General features: G+C 67.7%; 15 protein-coding genes. 4 read left to right on the top strand and 11 right to left on the bottom strand.

The features are described 5' to 3' along the window. Positions 1-64 precede the first annotated feature (64 nt). Complete coding sequence (locus tag FBZ83_RS14415) at positions 65-433, top strand: c-type cytochrome (RefSeq protein WP_145683989.1); 369 nt, start codon at positions 65-67, stop codon at positions 431-433. A 224-nt stretch (positions 434-657) separates the two neighbouring features. Here FBZ83_RS14415 and FBZ83_RS14420 read toward each other — a convergent pair whose 3' ends face one another. The 10 genes from FBZ83_RS14420 to FBZ83_RS14465 all read right to left on the bottom strand — a co-directional run bounded on the left by FBZ83_RS14420 (position 658) and on the right by FBZ83_RS14465 (position 10,876). Continuing rightward, positions 658-1,554: a polysaccharide deacetylase family protein gene (locus FBZ83_RS14420; RefSeq protein WP_145683991.1), complete on the bottom strand. Its 897-nt coding sequence runs from the start codon at positions 1,552-1,554 to the stop codon at positions 658-660. Between the two features lie 76 nt (positions 1,555-1,630). After that, positions 1,631-2,635, bottom strand: coding sequence for an asparaginase (locus FBZ83_RS14425; RefSeq protein WP_145683995.1), 1,005 nt, complete (start codon positions 2,633-2,635; stop codon positions 1,631-1,633). A 37-nt stretch (positions 2,636-2,672) separates the two neighbouring features. Next, positions 2,673-3,665: an amidohydrolase family protein gene (locus FBZ83_RS14430; RefSeq protein ID WP_145683998.1), complete on the bottom strand. Its 993-nt coding sequence runs from the start codon at positions 3,663-3,665 to the stop codon at positions 2,673-2,675. Positions 3,666-3,668: 3 nt separating this feature from the next. Next, positions 3,669-5,144, bottom strand: a complete 1,476-nt coding sequence (locus FBZ83_RS14435) for an aldehyde dehydrogenase (protein ID WP_186466080.1) — start codon at positions 5,142-5,144, stop codon at positions 3,669-3,671. Between the two features lie 120 nt (positions 5,145-5,264). Further along, positions 5,265-5,894, bottom strand: a complete 630-nt coding sequence (locus FBZ83_RS14440) for a cysteine hydrolase family protein (protein WP_186466081.1) — start codon at positions 5,892-5,894, stop codon at positions 5,265-5,267. 45 nt (positions 5,895-5,939) lie between these two features. Then, a complete protein-coding gene (locus FBZ83_RS14445) occupies positions 5,940-7,214 on the bottom strand; it encodes a TRAP transporter large permease (RefSeq protein WP_145684008.1) in 1,275 nt (424 codons plus the stop codon). A 2-nt stretch (positions 7,215-7,216) separates the two neighbouring features. After that, a complete protein-coding gene (locus tag FBZ83_RS14450; protein WP_145684011.1) occupies positions 7,217-7,807 on the bottom strand; it encodes a TRAP transporter small permease in 591 nt (196 codons plus the stop codon). Further along, positions 7,807-8,811, bottom strand: a complete 1,005-nt coding sequence (locus FBZ83_RS14455) for a TRAP transporter substrate-binding protein (RefSeq protein WP_145684014.1) — start codon at positions 8,809-8,811, stop codon at positions 7,807-7,809. Before FBZ83_RS14455 ends, FBZ83_RS14450 begins: the two co-directional genes overlap by 1 nt. Before the next feature lie 87 nt (positions 8,812-8,898). After that, complete coding sequence (locus FBZ83_RS14460) at positions 8,899-10,107, bottom strand: alpha/beta hydrolase family protein (protein ID WP_145684016.1); 1,209 nt, start codon at positions 10,105-10,107, stop codon at positions 8,899-8,901. A 169-nt stretch (positions 10,108-10,276) separates the two neighbouring features. Continuing rightward, the gene (locus FBZ83_RS14465; protein WP_145684018.1) at positions 10,277-10,876 is read right to left on the bottom strand and encodes a cupin domain-containing protein; all 600 of its coding nucleotides are present in this window, start codon (positions 10,874-10,876) and stop codon (positions 10,277-10,279) included. A gap of 207 nt (positions 10,877-11,083) precedes the next feature. On the opposite strand from FBZ83_RS14465, the gene FBZ83_RS14470 reads away from it, so the two are divergent. Next, positions 11,084-11,911, top strand: a complete 828-nt coding sequence (locus FBZ83_RS14470) for a GNAT family N-acetyltransferase (protein ID WP_145684020.1) — start codon at positions 11,084-11,086, stop codon at positions 11,909-11,911. A 148-nt stretch (positions 11,912-12,059) separates the two neighbouring features. Here FBZ83_RS14470 and FBZ83_RS14475 read toward each other — a convergent pair whose 3' ends face one another. Beyond that, entirely contained in the window at positions 12,060-12,533 is a 474-nt protein-coding gene (locus FBZ83_RS14475; RefSeq protein ID WP_145684022.1) for a MarR family winged helix-turn-helix transcriptional regulator, read from the bottom strand. 128 nt (positions 12,534-12,661) lie between these two features. Here FBZ83_RS14475 and FBZ83_RS14480 point away from each other — a divergent pair, with 128 nt between their 5' ends. Together FBZ83_RS14480 and FBZ83_RS14485 are read left to right on the top strand one after the other, a co-directional pair. Next, positions 12,662-13,456 (top strand): alpha/beta fold hydrolase, encoded by a 795-nt coding sequence (locus tag FBZ83_RS14480; RefSeq protein ID WP_145684024.1) that lies wholly within the window; start codon positions 12,662-12,664, stop codon positions 13,454-13,456. Between the two features lie 49 nt (positions 13,457-13,505). Continuing rightward, entirely contained in the window at positions 13,506-15,119 is a 1,614-nt protein-coding gene (locus tag FBZ83_RS14485) for a GMC family oxidoreductase (protein ID WP_145684027.1), read from the top strand. Positions 15,120-15,204: the final 85 nt, after the last annotated feature.

Genomic DNA, 15,204 nt, shown 5'->3' on the forward strand with positions numbered 1-15,204 from the left:
CGCGCGGTCCGGCTGACCTTTGAGTCCGTTGAAACTTTTAAGTCCGTTAAACGAGGAAAGCCCTATGAAGCGCATGTTTGCCCTGCTCGCCTTCGGGCTGGTCGCGTCGTCTCCCGGCCTTGCCGTCGCGCAGGACGCCGATGCCGGCGCGAAGGTGTTCAACCAGTGCAAGGCCTGCCACACCATCGAGGCCGGTGGTCCGAACCGCGTCGGCCCCAACCTGCACGGCGTCGTCGGCCGCAAGGCCGGCTCCGTCGAGACCTACAAATACTCCGACGCCATGAAGAACGCCGGCCCCTGGGACGAGGCGACGCTCGACGCCTATCTGGCGGACCCGAAGAGCGCCGTCCCCGGCAACAAGATGGCCTTCGCCGGCGTGAAGAACGAGCAGGCCCGCAAGGACCTCATCGCCTATCTGAAAAAGAACAGCTGACGAAAAATCCAAAAATCCTTGCCGGCTTGACGGTGGTCAAGGATGGGAGGGCATCCAGGCCGCAAGGTGGCGGCACGATCGTTGATCGATTGCGTCCCGCTGGACGAACACCCTCCCGTTTTTCTGCCCCCTCGCGCCCATCGGCTTTCCGCCGATGGGCTTTTTTCCATACCGATCCACTCGACGGCATGGCCGCCCGGCGGCCCGAAGCGGCGGCGTGACCGTCAGGCCGGGGTCGCCGTCTGCGACCGGTACCAATCCAGGATTTCGGCGCCGGTCCACATCACCACGCCCTCATGACCGAGAATGTGGTCATAAAGGGCTTCCAGATACTTGATCCGATGCGGCACGCCGGTCAGGTACGGGTGGATGGAGATGGCCATGACACGCGGCGCCGTCGCTCCGTCCTGGTAGAGGCGGTCGAAGTGGTCGCGGCCGCGCCTGAGGATTTCGTCGGACGGCTGCTGCTGGACGGCGCTCATGACCACGTCGTTGATCTCCACCGTGTAGGGGATCGAGACCAGCGAGCCGGAGCGCGTGCGAATGGGCACGGGCTGCTCGTCGAGGACCCAGTCCGCGACATACTCGATGCCCGCCTCGGCGAGCAGGTCCACGGTTTCGTCGGTTTCCGTCAGCCCCGGGCTTTCCCATCCCCGCGGCGGCCGGCCGGTGAAGTCGCTGATGGCCTTGATCGTGTCAGCGATCGCCGCGCGCTGGTCGTCAACCCTGTGCATGGGCTTCTGCACGAACCCGTGCCCCATGAAGTCCCACCCGGCGTCCCGTGCCGCGGCGCAGGCGTCGCGATAGACCTCGCAGGCCGTGCCGTTGACGGCGAAACTCGCCTTCAGGCCCCGGCTCCCCAAAGCCTCGACGAACCGCCAGAATCCGACGCGCATCCCATACTCGTGCCAGGCCCAGTTCGGCACGTCGGGCAGCAGCGGCTGGCCCATGGGCGGCGGGAGAACCGCGCGGGGCATGGCCGCCTGCGGGCTCCAGTTCTCGACGTTGACGATGGTCCACACGGCCACCCGGGCGTCGCCGGGCAAACGCAACGGACGCCGCTTGTGGATCGGCTCATAGGGCACCCGGGCACGGATGCTCGCCCCGACATCATTCGTCATCGTTGTCTCCTTGCGTTTTCTGGCCCCTGTGACGCGGCGGAAGCGCCGCGCCGCCATCGATCGGGAGGCGGTCCGATCAGGTTTCCACCCCGCCGCCCCAGGGGCGGAAGGCCGCCGACACCTCGTCGCGTCCGGCCTGTCCCCGGCGGAGAAGCAGGGTCAGCAGCAGCTTCGCCTTCAGCCCGTCGAGCCAGCCGGCGCGGATCAGGCCGCGCCGCTGCAGGTCGATTTCCCCGCCCGGAAAGCCGTAGGTCCGGGCCAGGGTCTCGCCGGCCCCGGTGCGCGACGCCAGCACGACCGGCATCGCCGTCGCCGCCCGCTCCAGCGCGTCGGCGACCGCGGTGGCGACATGACCGCCGCCCGTCGCCTCGACGACCATGCCGTCGAAACCCGCCTGCCGGGCCGCATCGACCAACCTCCCGTCATCGCCCAGCGCGACGGTGATCAGCGCGACGCGCGCCTCGCCGGCCTTGTGGGATCGCGGCAGCGCGGGAACGCGCTCCACCCGCGCCGCCAGCTGCACCCTGCCCTCGGCCACCCAGCCGATCGGCCCCGCCTGCGGCGAGGTGAAGGCGGCCGGGCTGCTGGTGTGGGTCTTGCGCAGGAAGCGGGCGGCGTGGATTTCGTCGTTCAGCACCACCAGGCAGCCCAGCCCGCGCGCCGCCTCGCTGGTCGCCACCTGGACGGCGGCCAGAAGGTTGGCCGGGCCGTCGGCGCCGGGAACGGTCGGGTTGCGCATCGCGCCCGTGACGACCACCGGCGCCGCGAGGTCGAGGAGACGATCGAGAGCGAAGGCCGTCTCCTCAATGGTGTCCGTCCCCTGGGTTATCACGACCCCGCGGGCGCCGCCGGCGACGGCCTCCTCGACGGCGGCCGCCAGCGCCTCCAGATCGTCGAACCGCAGATGGGCGCCCGGCACCTGCCGGAAGGACCGGGCGTCGATCGCCGCCAGCTCGGTCAGGGCCGGCACCGCCGCGACCAGCATCTCCCCGGTCAGGGTCGGCACGACGCCGCCCCGGTCGCTTCGAGTCATCGCGATGGTGCCGCCAAGCGTCAGCACCGTCACCGTCGGCTTTGTCATTGGTTACCCCCTCGCTGCTTCGCTTGGCCCGGCCCGCTCAACGGCCTTCGCCCAGCAGGCGCAGCGCCGTTCCGCAGCACAGCTCGTGGTTTTCCGTGTGGGTGATCCCCGGAACGGCGGCCAGCGTGTCCAGCGGCGTCTGATCCGCCATGTCGAAGGGCGAGTCCGTCCCGATGGCGATGCGGTCGGCGCCGACCAGATCGATCAGGTAGCGCAACGCCTGCGGATCGAAGACGAGGCTGTCGAAGTAGAACCGGCGCAGCAGGTCCTTGGGATTGGTCCTGGTGTGGGCGTGGGTCTCGGGGCGGACCTTGTGGCCGTGCACCAGCCGGCCGATCTGGTACGGCGCGAAGCCGCCGCCGTGCGCCAGCAGGATCTTGAGGTCGGGCAGCTCGTCGAGCGCGCCGCTGAACATCAGGTTGGCGACGCAGACCGCGGTGTCGAGCGGGTTGCCGATCAGGTTGGTCAGATAGTGGCATTCGAGCCCCGACTTGGACCCGACATAGTAGGGATGGGCGAAGACGAACACGCCCAGCTCGGCCGCCCGCCGCAGCACCGGGCGGAACCGCTCCTCGGCCAGCTGGGCGCCCTCGATCGACGTGCCGATCTCGACGGCCTTGAAGCCCCATTCCTTGACGACCCGCTCCAGCTCGGCGACGGCGGCGTCGGGGTGCTGCATGGGGATGCTGGCCATCCCGCGCAGCCGGTCCGGCCGGGCGGCGACCATGTCCGCCACCCCGTCGTTGACCAGCCCGGCGACCGTCAGCGCGAGGTCGGCGTCGGCCCAATAGTAGAACATCGGCGGCGCCGGCGAGATCACCGACACGTCGATGCCCTTGCGGTCCATGGACTCGAGCTTGGCCGCGGGATCGAAGAATTCCTGGAACAGAGGGTAGACGTAGCCCTGGTCGTGGACGACCCGCCGCGCGTTCCCCTCGCCCTCGATGCGGGCGGCGAAGGTCTGCGGCTGTCCGGCGATCGCCTCGACGATCCGGGGCGGGATGACGTGGCTGTGAAGGTCGATGCGCATGGCTCAGCTGTACCTCTTCATCGCGCCGTCATCCGCGAACCAGTCGAAGGCGGCGCTGGACAGGTTGACGATGACATTCTGGATCTGCGTGTATTCGTGGTAGGCGGCGATGCCGTTCTCCCGGCCGATGCCGCTCATCTTGAAGCCGCCCCAGGGCGAGGCGGGGTCGATGCGGTGGTGGTCGTTGATCCACACGATGCCCGCCTGCATCCGGTGCGCGACCCGGTGCGCCTGCCGGACGTCCTCGGTCCAGACGCTGGCCGCCAGCCCGAACTCGGTGCCGTTGGCGAGCGCGATGGCCTCCTCCTCGTCGTCGAAGGGCATCACGCAGACGACCGGCCCGAAGATCTCCTCCTGCGCGATCCGCATGTCGTTGCGCACGCCGGTGAACACGGTCGGCAGGTACCAGTAGCCGCGCTCGTAGGCCGCCCCCTCGGGCCGGCGTCCGCCGACCGCCAGCGTCGCGCCCTCCTCCTGGCCGATGCGGACGTACTTTTCGACGATGGCGCGCTGGCGCTCCGAGACGAGCGGACCGACCTGCGTCCTCAGGTCTTGCGGATCGCCGAGGCGGAGCGCCCGGGTCCGCGCCACCAGCTCCTCAACCACGGCGTCGTGGATCGAGCGGTGGACGATCAGGCGCGAGCCCTGCACGCAGGTCTGCCCCGTCGCGATGAAGGAGGCGAACAGCGCCGCGTTCACGACGGCCTGCGGCGCCACGCCCGGGAAAGCCACCATCGCGGCCTTGCCCCCCAACTCGCCGGCGAAGCGGGTGAGGTTCTGGCCGGCCAGCGACGCCACGGTCTTTCCGGTTTCCGTGCCGCCCGTCAGGTCGATCTTGCGGATGCCCTTGTGCCGGGTCAGCGCCGCGCCGGCATCGGCACCGAAGCCGGGAACCACGTTGTAGACCCCGTCGGGCAGCCCGGCGTCGCGCAGCACCTCGCCCAGCAGCAGCGGGGTCAGCGGCGCCAGCTCGCTCGGCTTCACCACCATGCTGTTGCCCGCCGCCAGCGACGGGGCGACCTTCTTGGTCAGGATCAGCAGCGGGTGGTTCCACGGCGTGACATGGCCCACCACCCCCAGCGGCACGCGCCGCGTGTAGTTCAGGAAGGGGCCATTGAACGGCGGCACCGTGTCCTCGTGGGTGCGGGCCAGCGCGCCGAAATAGTCGTACCATTCCGGCAGGCGGCCGAGCTGCGCGGACAGCTCCCGCCGCGCCCGGCCGGTCTGGTCGACCTCGATGCGCACGAATTCGTCCATGCGGCTGCGCAGAATCTCGGCGGCTTTCGCCATGACGCGGGCGCGGGCCTCGGGCGGGGTCTCGCTCCACCCGTCGAAGGCGCGCTGCGCCGCGGCCACCGCCGCGTCGATGTCCGCCGCGCCGCCCTCGGCGACCTCGGCCAGGACCGACGCGTCCTTCGGGTTCTCGACGGCGAAGGTTCGGCCGGACGCGGACGGCCGCCAGTCCCCGTCGATCCACATGCCCCATGTCCGCTGATTCCGCTCGGCTGGCATCGGCAATACTCCCCCCTTGGCAGGCCGATGGTTCGGCTTCCGCCCGGTGTGTTCCGGCTTTTGAAGACCATGGGCCGGGGCGCCCCCTCAGCGGCGGCTGAAGGTGCGCAGTGCCTCGTCGCCCGTCATCACCCATCCGAAGGCGGCGCGGATGCAGGTCAGCGCCGCCTGGTGCGCCGCCGGGCCGTCCATGGTGTCGACGCAGTCCTCGATGCACACCGCGGCGTAATCCATGACGTTGGCGCGGACGGTGGTCGCCAGCACGCAGCTGTTGGTGTTCACCCCGGTGATCAGCAGCGTGTTGATGCCGTGCCGGCGCAGCATGAAGTCCAGATCGCTGGCGACGAAGCAGTCGTAGCGCTTCTTCGTGTTGACGATCCAGTCACCGTCCGCATGGAGCTGCGGCATGATCCGGCAGCCGGGCATGCCTTCGATGTTGTGGCGTTCGACGTTCTTCCGCGTTGCCGTCGGGTTGTCGGCCCGAGTGCGCCAGAACGGGTTGGAGCGGATCTCGTCGGCATCCCGGTAGGTGGTGACGAGGTGCACGATGGGGATGCCGGCCGCCCGGCAGCCGTCGAAGAAGCGTCGGTTGGCCTCGACCACCACGGCGGCGCGGTCCGCCGCCAGCGGCATGGTCGCCACCGCGGGATCGAGGTGCCCGCGGTGCAGGTCGATGGCGATGACGGCCGGCTTGGGGCTGTCGACTCCGAAGTCCATGGGAAGCATCCTTTCGCTTTGATGAAGGGCCGTCCGGTCGCGCGCTCAGCCCTGGAGCATCGTCGGCCACATGACGGTGATCGGGATGTAGGTCGCCAGGAACAGCGTGATGAGCGCGAGCAGGATGAAGGGAATGACGCTCTGCACGATCTTCGCGTAGCTGATCTTGAAGGTCGTGATGCCGATGAAGATGTTGAGCCCGAAGGGCGGCGTGATCATGCCGATGGCAAGGTTCAGCACCAGGACCGCGCCGAAATGCACCGGATCGATGCCGGCCGCCATGGCGGCGGGATAGACCAGCGGCGCCAGCACGATGATCGCCGAGTTGGGATCGATGAACATGCCGGCGATCAGGAAGACGATGTTGACGACGAGCAGGACGGCCCACGGGCTCAGCCCGTCGAGCAGCCCGCTGATCTGCTGCGGCACCTGCAGAAGCGTCAGGTACCAGGTCATCGCCCCGCCGGCCGCGATCAGGATGAGCAGGGTGGCGATGACCGTGCCCGACGCCACCGAGACCTTGAACAGGTCTGTGATGGGCAGCTGGCGGTAGATGAAGCACTCGACGACGATGGCGTACACGCAGGCCGCGGCGGCCGCTTCCGTCGGCGTGAAGACGCCGCCGTAGATGCCCCCGAAGATCACCGCCGGCAGGCCCAGCGCCCACACCGCCCGGCGCGCGGCGGTCACGATCTCGGGAAGCGAGGCCCGGGCGCCCCGCATGATGCCGTGTCGGCGGGCGTAATAATAGGCGTAACCGGCGAGGACGGCGGTGAACAGGACGCCCGCGCCGAGACCGGCCAGGAAGACCGTTCCGACCGACGCCGAGGTCTGCACCGAGTAGAGGATCATGGCCACGCCCGGCGGGATCAGCATCGACAGGGTCGAGGCGGACAGGATGAGCCCCGCCGAGAAGCCCGCCCCGTAGCCCTGCCGCAGCAGGGACGGATAGACGATCGGCCCGATGCTAACCACGGCCGCGGCGCCGATGCCGCTGATCGCGCCGAACAGCGCGCAGGACATGACGGTGGCGATCGCCAGCCCGCCCGTGATGTGCCCGACCATCGCCTCGACCAGGGCCACCAGACGGGCGCCGATCTCGCCCCGCGCGATGATGTCCGCCGCGAAGACGAACAGCGGCACGGCGATGAGCGAGAAGATGTTGACGCCTTCCACCACCCGCTGCGCCATCACCATCGACGGCAGGGGCGGACCAAAGGCCTCGAACGTCGTGATCGTCGCGACGAGGATGCCGAGGAAGATCGGAAAGGACAGGACCAGCAGCCCGATGAAGACCGCCGTGAAGAAAGGAACAGCCATTCTCAGTCCTCCCTGGGCTGATCGGCGGGCTGTTCGGTGAACAGCGGGCGCGCGTTCCGCGGGTCGAGCAGGTGCGACAGCGCCATGTGCAGGAAGGCCATCGCCATCAGCGCGCTGCCCAGGGGCAGGGACACGTGGAGGAGCCCGCGCGGGATCGGCAGCACCGGGCTCATCTGGAATCCGGTCAGCATGCGCTCCGCCAGCGCGTAGCCGTACTTGGTGATGTAGAGCATGGTGACGAGGCCGACGGTACCGATGAGCACGGCGATCCAGCGCTGCACCGGCGGCGGGACCATGCGCAGGACGATGTCGATCATGATATGCCGCTGCTCGCGGACCAGCACATAGGACCCGAGGAAGGTCATCCAGACCATCAGGTAGCGGGCCAACTCCTCACCGCCGACGAAGCTGAAGTCGAGGGCGTAGCGGCCGAGCGCCCCGACGAACAGGGTCAGGGTTATGGCGAGAAGAGCGAGGCCGACGAACGCCTTCGCAAGCAGGTCGGCGCCCTGGAGGAGCCGGTCCAGCCACCACACGAGGGACTGGCCCGGCATGGTGGAGCGGGACACCCGCTCCCCCTGCCGCTCCGCCATCACTTGAGCCCCAGCTCGCTCTTGAAGCTGTCGAGGATCTCCTGGCCAGGGGCACCCGCCTTGGCCACGTAGAATTTCTCCAGCCCCGGCAGGGTGGTTTCACGAAGCGTCTGGTACTCGGCGTCGGACAGCTCGGTGACGGTGACGCCGCGCTCCTTGAAGGCCGTCATCGCCTGGCCGGTCATCTCCTCGGTCTTGGCGACGACCACGCCGGCCGCCGTGTCGACGGCTTCGCTCACCGCCGTCCGGCACTCGGCGGACAACCCGTCCCACCACGCCTTCGAAACCATGAACAGCTGGTCGAGGTTGCCGTGGTTCGACATCGTCACGTTGCTCTGGACCTCGTGGAACTTCATCACGAAGGTCGTCACCAGCGGGTTTTCCTGCGCGTCGATCGTGCGGTTCTGCAGCGCGTTGTAGGTCTCCGGGAACGGCATGTTGACCGGGTTGAGGCCGAGGATCTTCTGCTGTTCCACCAGCACGGGCGACGGCATGACCCGCGCCTTGAGGCCGGCGAAGTCCGATGGCTGCTTCAGGGGCTTGTTGGCCGTCCACTGCTTGTAGCCGGTGTGCCAGACGCCCAGGCTGACGACGCCCTGTGCCTCGGTGGTCTTGAGGAGCTTCGCCATCGCCGGACCCTTGTGGACCTTCAAGAGGTCCTCGGTCTTCGTCGGCCAGAAGAAAGGGAAGTCGAAGATGCCGATCCTGGGCTCGAAGCCGACCATGAAGGAGGCCGGCAGGACCACCGCCTCGACCGAGCCGATCTGCATGCCCTCGATCAGGTCGGTGGTGCCGCCGAGCTGGGCGGACGGATAGACGGTCGCGTTGATGCTGCAGCGCGTGTCCGCCGCGAGGAGTTCCTTGACCTTGACGGCTCCGAGGTCGCGCGGGTCGCCGGACGGCACGACGTGCGCGATCTTCATGGTGGGGGTGGCCGCGTGACCCACCGAGGCCAGGGCGATCACTGCGGCGGTGAAGGTGAAGAAGAATCCCTTGAGTCGCATTGTTTCGCCTCTCCCTGTTCGTGTTTGCCCTGTTCATGTTCGGCGGGGCATGCCCCGGTCTTCCCGCTGGGGCATGCGTTGCGGACGTCAGCGCAGCGCGTTCATCTCCCGCTGGTCGATCCCGAGCCGGTCGGCCAGCCAGTCCGCCATCTTCTCCTGGCCGATCGTCGGGTTGTCGTGCTGGCAATGCTCGGCGCCCGTCTCTTCGACGCTGACCATTTCAAGCGTGACGTCGACGCCGTGCGCCTTGGCGTACTCGTAGACCTGGGTGGCCTGCCGGACGCTCAGCACGTCGCTGCCGCCGTGGCAGATCAGGTAGGGGCAGCGGATCTTGTCGATGTGGCCTTCGAGCTTGAAGTCGCGGCCCTTTTCGAAGGCCTCCCGCATGGAGGAGGCGCCGAAGACCCATTTGATGTGGTCGGCGAGCCCGTGGCCCTCGTTGGCCTCGCCCCACAGCTCGTTCACGTCCCACACGGCGCCGTGCGAGATCACCGCCGCGATGCGGTGCTCGTAGGAGGCGGCGCGGGCCGCGTAGAAGCCGCCCAGGCTGGAGCCGCAGACCGCGATGCGGTCGCGGTCGATGTCGTCGCGCGTGTACAGATAATCGATCATGGCGCCGACCGGTACCTCGTAGTCGGCCCGGTTCGGGATGCCGTGGCGGCGCAACGTGCCGCCCTGGCCCGGTCCGTCGATCATCAGGACCGACATGCCGCGCTGGACCGGCGCCCGCGCGCTCATGAACCACATCTCGTCCTTGATGCTGTCCAGCCCGCCGAAGGCGATCAGCACCGGCTGCTTCTCGACGCGCACCGGGCTGCGGACGAAGTAGCCGTACATCTGGCCGCCCTCGTAGGGGATCGTGACCTCCTCCATCCGCGGGTTGAGCCAGCGCCCCCACTTCTTGGAGCAGTTCTCCATCCGGGTGAAGGTCTCCAGACGGCGGGGGTCCGCCGCGTCGAGCCAGAACTCCGCCTGCCGGAAGTAATCGGCAGCCCGCAGCCAGCAGGCCTTCGCCGTCTCGATGTGCCCCTTCGCCTCCTCCTCGTCGCCGCGCCGGTCGTTCCGGTCGGCGATGTGCAGCCACTCCTTGTACCAGCTTTCCTTGTCGCCGGGGATCATCCGGCTGGCGGCCTGGAAGCATTCGCTGATGGCGCCGCCGCCTTCCTGGGTTTCACCCAAGGCCCGGCGGAACTGATAGGCCATCCAGGGATGATCCGGCCAATGATGCCATCCGTAGGGCTGGTAATGCGGGTCGCGTCGGTCGGTGATCGCGTTGATCAGTTTCTGCTCTGCCACCACGGTCCCTGTCTCCCTCGAACGATGTTGGTTGGCTGCCGCGGCGCATTTCTTGGTGCACTGACTGCTGCCGGGTATGACCAAACAGTACGGAGGGGTGGAACCTCTGTCAAGTAACTTGAATAACGTTCTATGAGCTTACCTGCGCCTCCCGTTTCGGGAGCCAGCCTCAGAAGCTGGGAGGCGTGTTGAGCCACAGCACGCGCGTCGGCTCCGCGCCGCTGTTGCGGTAGCTGTGCGGGTGTTCGGAGCGGAAGCAGAAGGAATCGCCCACGCGCAGCACATAGATCCGGCCGGCGACGGACAGTTCGAGCTCACCCTCCAGGATGTAGCCGAACTCCTCCCCCTCGTGCTCCAGGTCGCCCTCGCTGCCGCCGCCCGGCTTGATGTGATGGATGTTTCCCTGAAGCAGATGGCCGTCGGAATAGGGGATGAGGCGCTCCAGCGTCAGCCCGGTCCCGCGGCGGAGCTGGTCGGTCTGGATCATCGTGCGGCTGCCGGCGCGCGCCACGATGTGGGCCGGGTCGTCCACCTGTGCGAACAATTCCCCCACGGTCATGCTGAGGCCCCTGGCCAGCCGCTGGATCATGTTCAGCGACGGGTTGGCCCGGCCGTTCTCGATCTTCGAGAGCAGGGACTCCGAACACCCGACCTCGTCCGCCAATTGCTTCAGCGTGAGTCCCTTCAGCATCCGGGTGTGCCGGATCTTCACGCCGATGCGCGCTTCGCTTGGCGTCGTGTCCGCAGACGGTTTGGTGGCACCGCTCATCACCGTATCCTCGACAAGTTCGTTCCAGCGCATGTTATCACACGACAGTGACTTGAACAGCGTTCATGACACGCATGTCGGTCCGAGGGTCGGCACGCGCCCGTCGCGACACCGGAAGCGCGTTGCAACACGACCGTCGCGGGGCCGTCATCAAGCTGTCGCGAACTTCCGTCATCAAAAGGTCAGAGCCAACCGTTCGGACTGGATATGACCGTGAGAACACCGCACGCCGCCGCTCCGGCCGTAGCCGCGAAGCCGTCCCGGCTCGAAGTCCGTCTGGCCGCCGGCTCCGGCGAGATCGACGCCGCGCAGGCGCTGCGCTACCGCGTTTTCCACGACGAGATGGGCGCGGCGCTGACCGGCGGCGTTCCCGGCCGCGACGTCGACGCGTTCGACGCGGCTTGCGACCACCTCGTGATCCTCGACCACGAGGCCGCGCCCGGCGGCGCGGTGGTCGGCACCTACCGGCTGATGCGCCGGTCCATGGCCGAGCGCTGTGGCGGCTTCTACACCGCCACCGAGTTCGACATCGCGCCGCTTCTGGCCCACCCCGGCGAATTGCTGGAGCTGGGGCGGTCCTGCGTCGATCCGGCCTACCGCACCGGCGCCACCATGCAGCTGCTGTGGCAGGGCATCTCCGCCTACATCCTCCGCCACGATGTGGCGCTGATGTTCGGTTGCGCCAGCCTGCCGGGCACCGACCTCGACGCCCTGGCGCCGGCGCTCGCCTACCTGCACCGCAACCATCTGGCGCCGCAGGCCCTGCGGGCCCGCGCCCTGCCCGACCGTCGCGTGGACCTCGATCCGCTGTCGGTGCGCGCCGCATCCGGCGACGAGGTGGCGGCGCGCTTCGAGCCGCGCGCCGGCGCCGCCGGATTGCCGCCGCTTCTCAAGGGCTATCTGCGGGTCGGCGGCTTCATCGGCGACGGCGCCGTGGTCGATCACGCCTTCAACACCACGGACGTCTGCCTGATCGTGCCGATGGACGCGCTGTCAGGCAAGTACGCCCGCCATTTCCTGCACCGCGTCGGCTGAGGAAGCCGGCCAAATTCCGCCTCCGTTTCCCCGTCATCAAGTCCGTACTTCATCCTGGGCGAACCAAGCTTATCCGACTGGCCGGGTAACGGGGACCACGTCCATACCGGAGGGATGGTTCCAGCGGCGCCAATGCGCGCTTCTCTCTTCAATGTGCGTCGAGTGACGTCCAGCCGCCGATATGGGCGTAAACGGAATCCCGCAGTTGCGCGATCTCGCGGTTGAGCTTTGCCAATGCGGCGGGTGACTCCCCGGAGGCGTGAAGCAATGTATCGCCCAGGCAACCGGCCTTGGAGCGCAGAGCGGCTCCCTTGGCCGTCAGCGACACGATCACCTGCCTTTCGTTGGTCGGGTTGCGCGTGCGATGGATCAGCTCCGCAGCCTCCAGGCGCTTGAGCAGAGGCGTCAGCGTGCTGGATTCAAGGGCAAGCTGCTGGGCGATGCTCCCCACCGTCTGTCCGTCTTCCCGCCACAGAATGTTGAGCACGAGATACTGCGGATAGGTGAGACCAAGGGCGTCCAGCAACGGTTTGTAGGCCCGCTGGATGGCGATACCGGCCGAGTAGATCGCGAAGCAGAGCTGCTCCTCCAATGGCACCGGCGGGTTGTTCTCATCCGACATAGGCTGGCTCCCTTCGCAACGCATCATCCAAAAATATATATCGCGATAAATTTCTCTGGACAAGGCAGCCCTTCGGCGATACAAACAGTTATCGCGATAACAGTTATCGCCATTGAGCGGAGGCAAACATGAAAAACACGCTTCAGTCCCTGATCCTGGCCGCTTCGGTCGTCACGCTGCCGCTGTCGGTGTCGCAGGCGCAGACGATCAGCCATTCCGCCGATCAGGCGGCCGTTAAGAACATCGTCCTCGTTCATGGCGCCTTTGCCGACGGATCGGGATGGCGGAAGGTCTATGAGGATCTGACCACCCGTGGCTACCGGGTCACGATCGTCCAGAATCCGCTCACCTCTTTCGACGACGATGTGGCGGCCACACGGCGCGCGCTCGATAGGCAGGATGGTCCCGCCATTCTGGTCGGCCACAGCTGGGGCGGCACGGTCATCACCGAAGCCGGCGTCCATCCGACGGTGCGTGGGCTGGTCTATGTGTCGGCCCTGTCGCCCGACGCCGGCGAGACCACGGCTCAGCAATATGGCGGCTACACGACACCGCCCGAGTTCGTCATCGAGACGAGCAAGGACGGCTTCGGCTTCATCAAGCCCGACAATTTCGCCGCCGGCTTCGCGGCGGATGCGACGAAGGCCGATGCCGATTTCCTGAAGGCGTCGCAGGTTCCGATCAATATGGCGAGCTTCAGCGTGAAGCTCCAGCATGCCGCCTGGCGGACCAAGCCCAGCTGGGCGGTGATCGCGACGGAGGACAAGGCGTTCGATCAGCGGATGCTCCAGGACATGGCGAAACGCATCGGTGCGAAGGTCACGAACGTCCCGGCCAGCCATGCCGTCTACTTCACGCAGTCGGACGTCGTCGCAAAGGTGATCGACGAAGCGGCCCAACAGTCGGGCGCGGCGTCGCCCTGATCCCCGGTCTCGTCAGACCACGCTCCCCGCTCACTGAAAGGTCCATGACATGAGCGAACCCACGTCCGAAGGCTCCGAGGAGTTCAACCGACGCGTCCGTGACAATCAGACGCAAAGACTCGCCAACCTCAAGTCTGCCTACGACTTCATCGTTTGTGGCGCCGGCGCATCGGGATCCGTGATCGCGCGCCGCTTGGCCGACAACGCCGACTGCTCCGTGCTTCTCATCGAGGCGGGGGGCGGCGACGAGGATGAGGCGGTGCTGAATCCGGCATTGTGGCCCACGAATCTCGGCAGTCGGCGCGACTGGGGATTCCAGGCCGAGCCGAACCCGCATCTGGACGGCCGCGCGCTTCCCATGTCGATGGGCAAGGGGCTCGGCGGCGGGTCGAGCATCAATGTCATGGTCTGGGCGAGGGGCCATCGCGCCGACTGGGGTTATTTCGCAGAACAATCCGGCGATGCCGGCTGGGGCTATGAGGCGGTTCTCGGCATCTACCGACGCATCGAGAACTGGCAGGGCGCGCCGGACCCGCAGTATCGCGGCGATTCCGGGCCGGTGTGGGTGCAGCCCCCGCAGGACCCGAGCCCGATCGCCGGCGCTCTGCTCGACGCGGCCGAGTCCCTCGGCATCCCGCGCTACGACAGCCCCAACGGCCGGATGATGGAAAGCGCGGGAGGTGTGGCCTACACCGACATGCTCGTGCGGGACGGACGGCGCAACTCGCTCTACCGCGCCTATGTCCATCCTGTGGCCGACCGACCGAACCTCACGATCCTGACGGACACGCTCGTGCGCCGCGTGCTCCTCGACGGGACGACGGCAACCGGTGTCGAGGTCGAACGGGGCGGCGCGATCCGGTCGTTCATGGCGGGTTCGGAGGTCATCCTGTCCGCCGGCGCCATCAACACGCCCAAGCTGCTCATGCTGTCCGGAATCGGCGACCGGAGCCAGCTCGACCGGCACGGCATTCCGATGGTGGGTTATCTGCCCGGCGTCGGCCGCGGCCTGCAGGATCATGTGTCGTTCGGCTGCACCTGGGAGTATCGGGAGCCGATCGCTCCACGCGCCAGCGGGAGCGAGGCGACCCTCTACTGGAAGAGCCGTCCCGACCTGGAGGCCCCGGACCTTCTGTTCTGCCAGGTCGAGTTCCCCGTTCCCAGCGAGCGCACGGCGGTGCGCGGCGTCCCCGATCATGGCTGGACGATGTTCGCAGGGTTGGCGCAGCCCCACAGTCGTGGCGAGGTGCGGCTGCGGTCGGCGGACCCGGCCGCAGCACCTCTGGTCGATCCCAACATGCTGTCCGATCCACGGGACCTGGAGACGGCCCGCGCCTGCGTGCGGCTGTGCCGCGAGATTGGAAACGCTGCGGCTTTCGCCCCCCATGTCCGGCGCGAGGCCATCCCCGGGGTGGGAGCGGCGATCGACGATCAATTCCTCCGCGACGCGGCGGTGACCTATTGGCACCAATGCGGGACGGCTCGGATGGGCATGGATGACCTGTCGGTCGTCGACGCGTCATTGGCGGTTCACGGCATCGACCGGCTGCGCGTCGCCGACGGCTCGATCCTCCCGAGGGTCACGACGGGCAACACGCAAGCGCCATGCGCGATCGTGGGCGAGCGCGCGGCTGACATCGTGCAGCGGCGGCACGGGTTGTAGACGCCTGTCATCAACTCCCGCACCAGACGTTGCTTGCTAAACGTCCGACCGGTCGAGGGGTGGCCGACACACCGTGGACCGGTTT

Origin of the sequence: Azospirillum brasilense, assembly GCF_007827815.1 — a bacterium.
Taxonomy (GTDB): Bacteria; Pseudomonadota; Alphaproteobacteria; order Azospirillales; family Azospirillaceae; genus Azospirillum; species Azospirillum brasilense_C.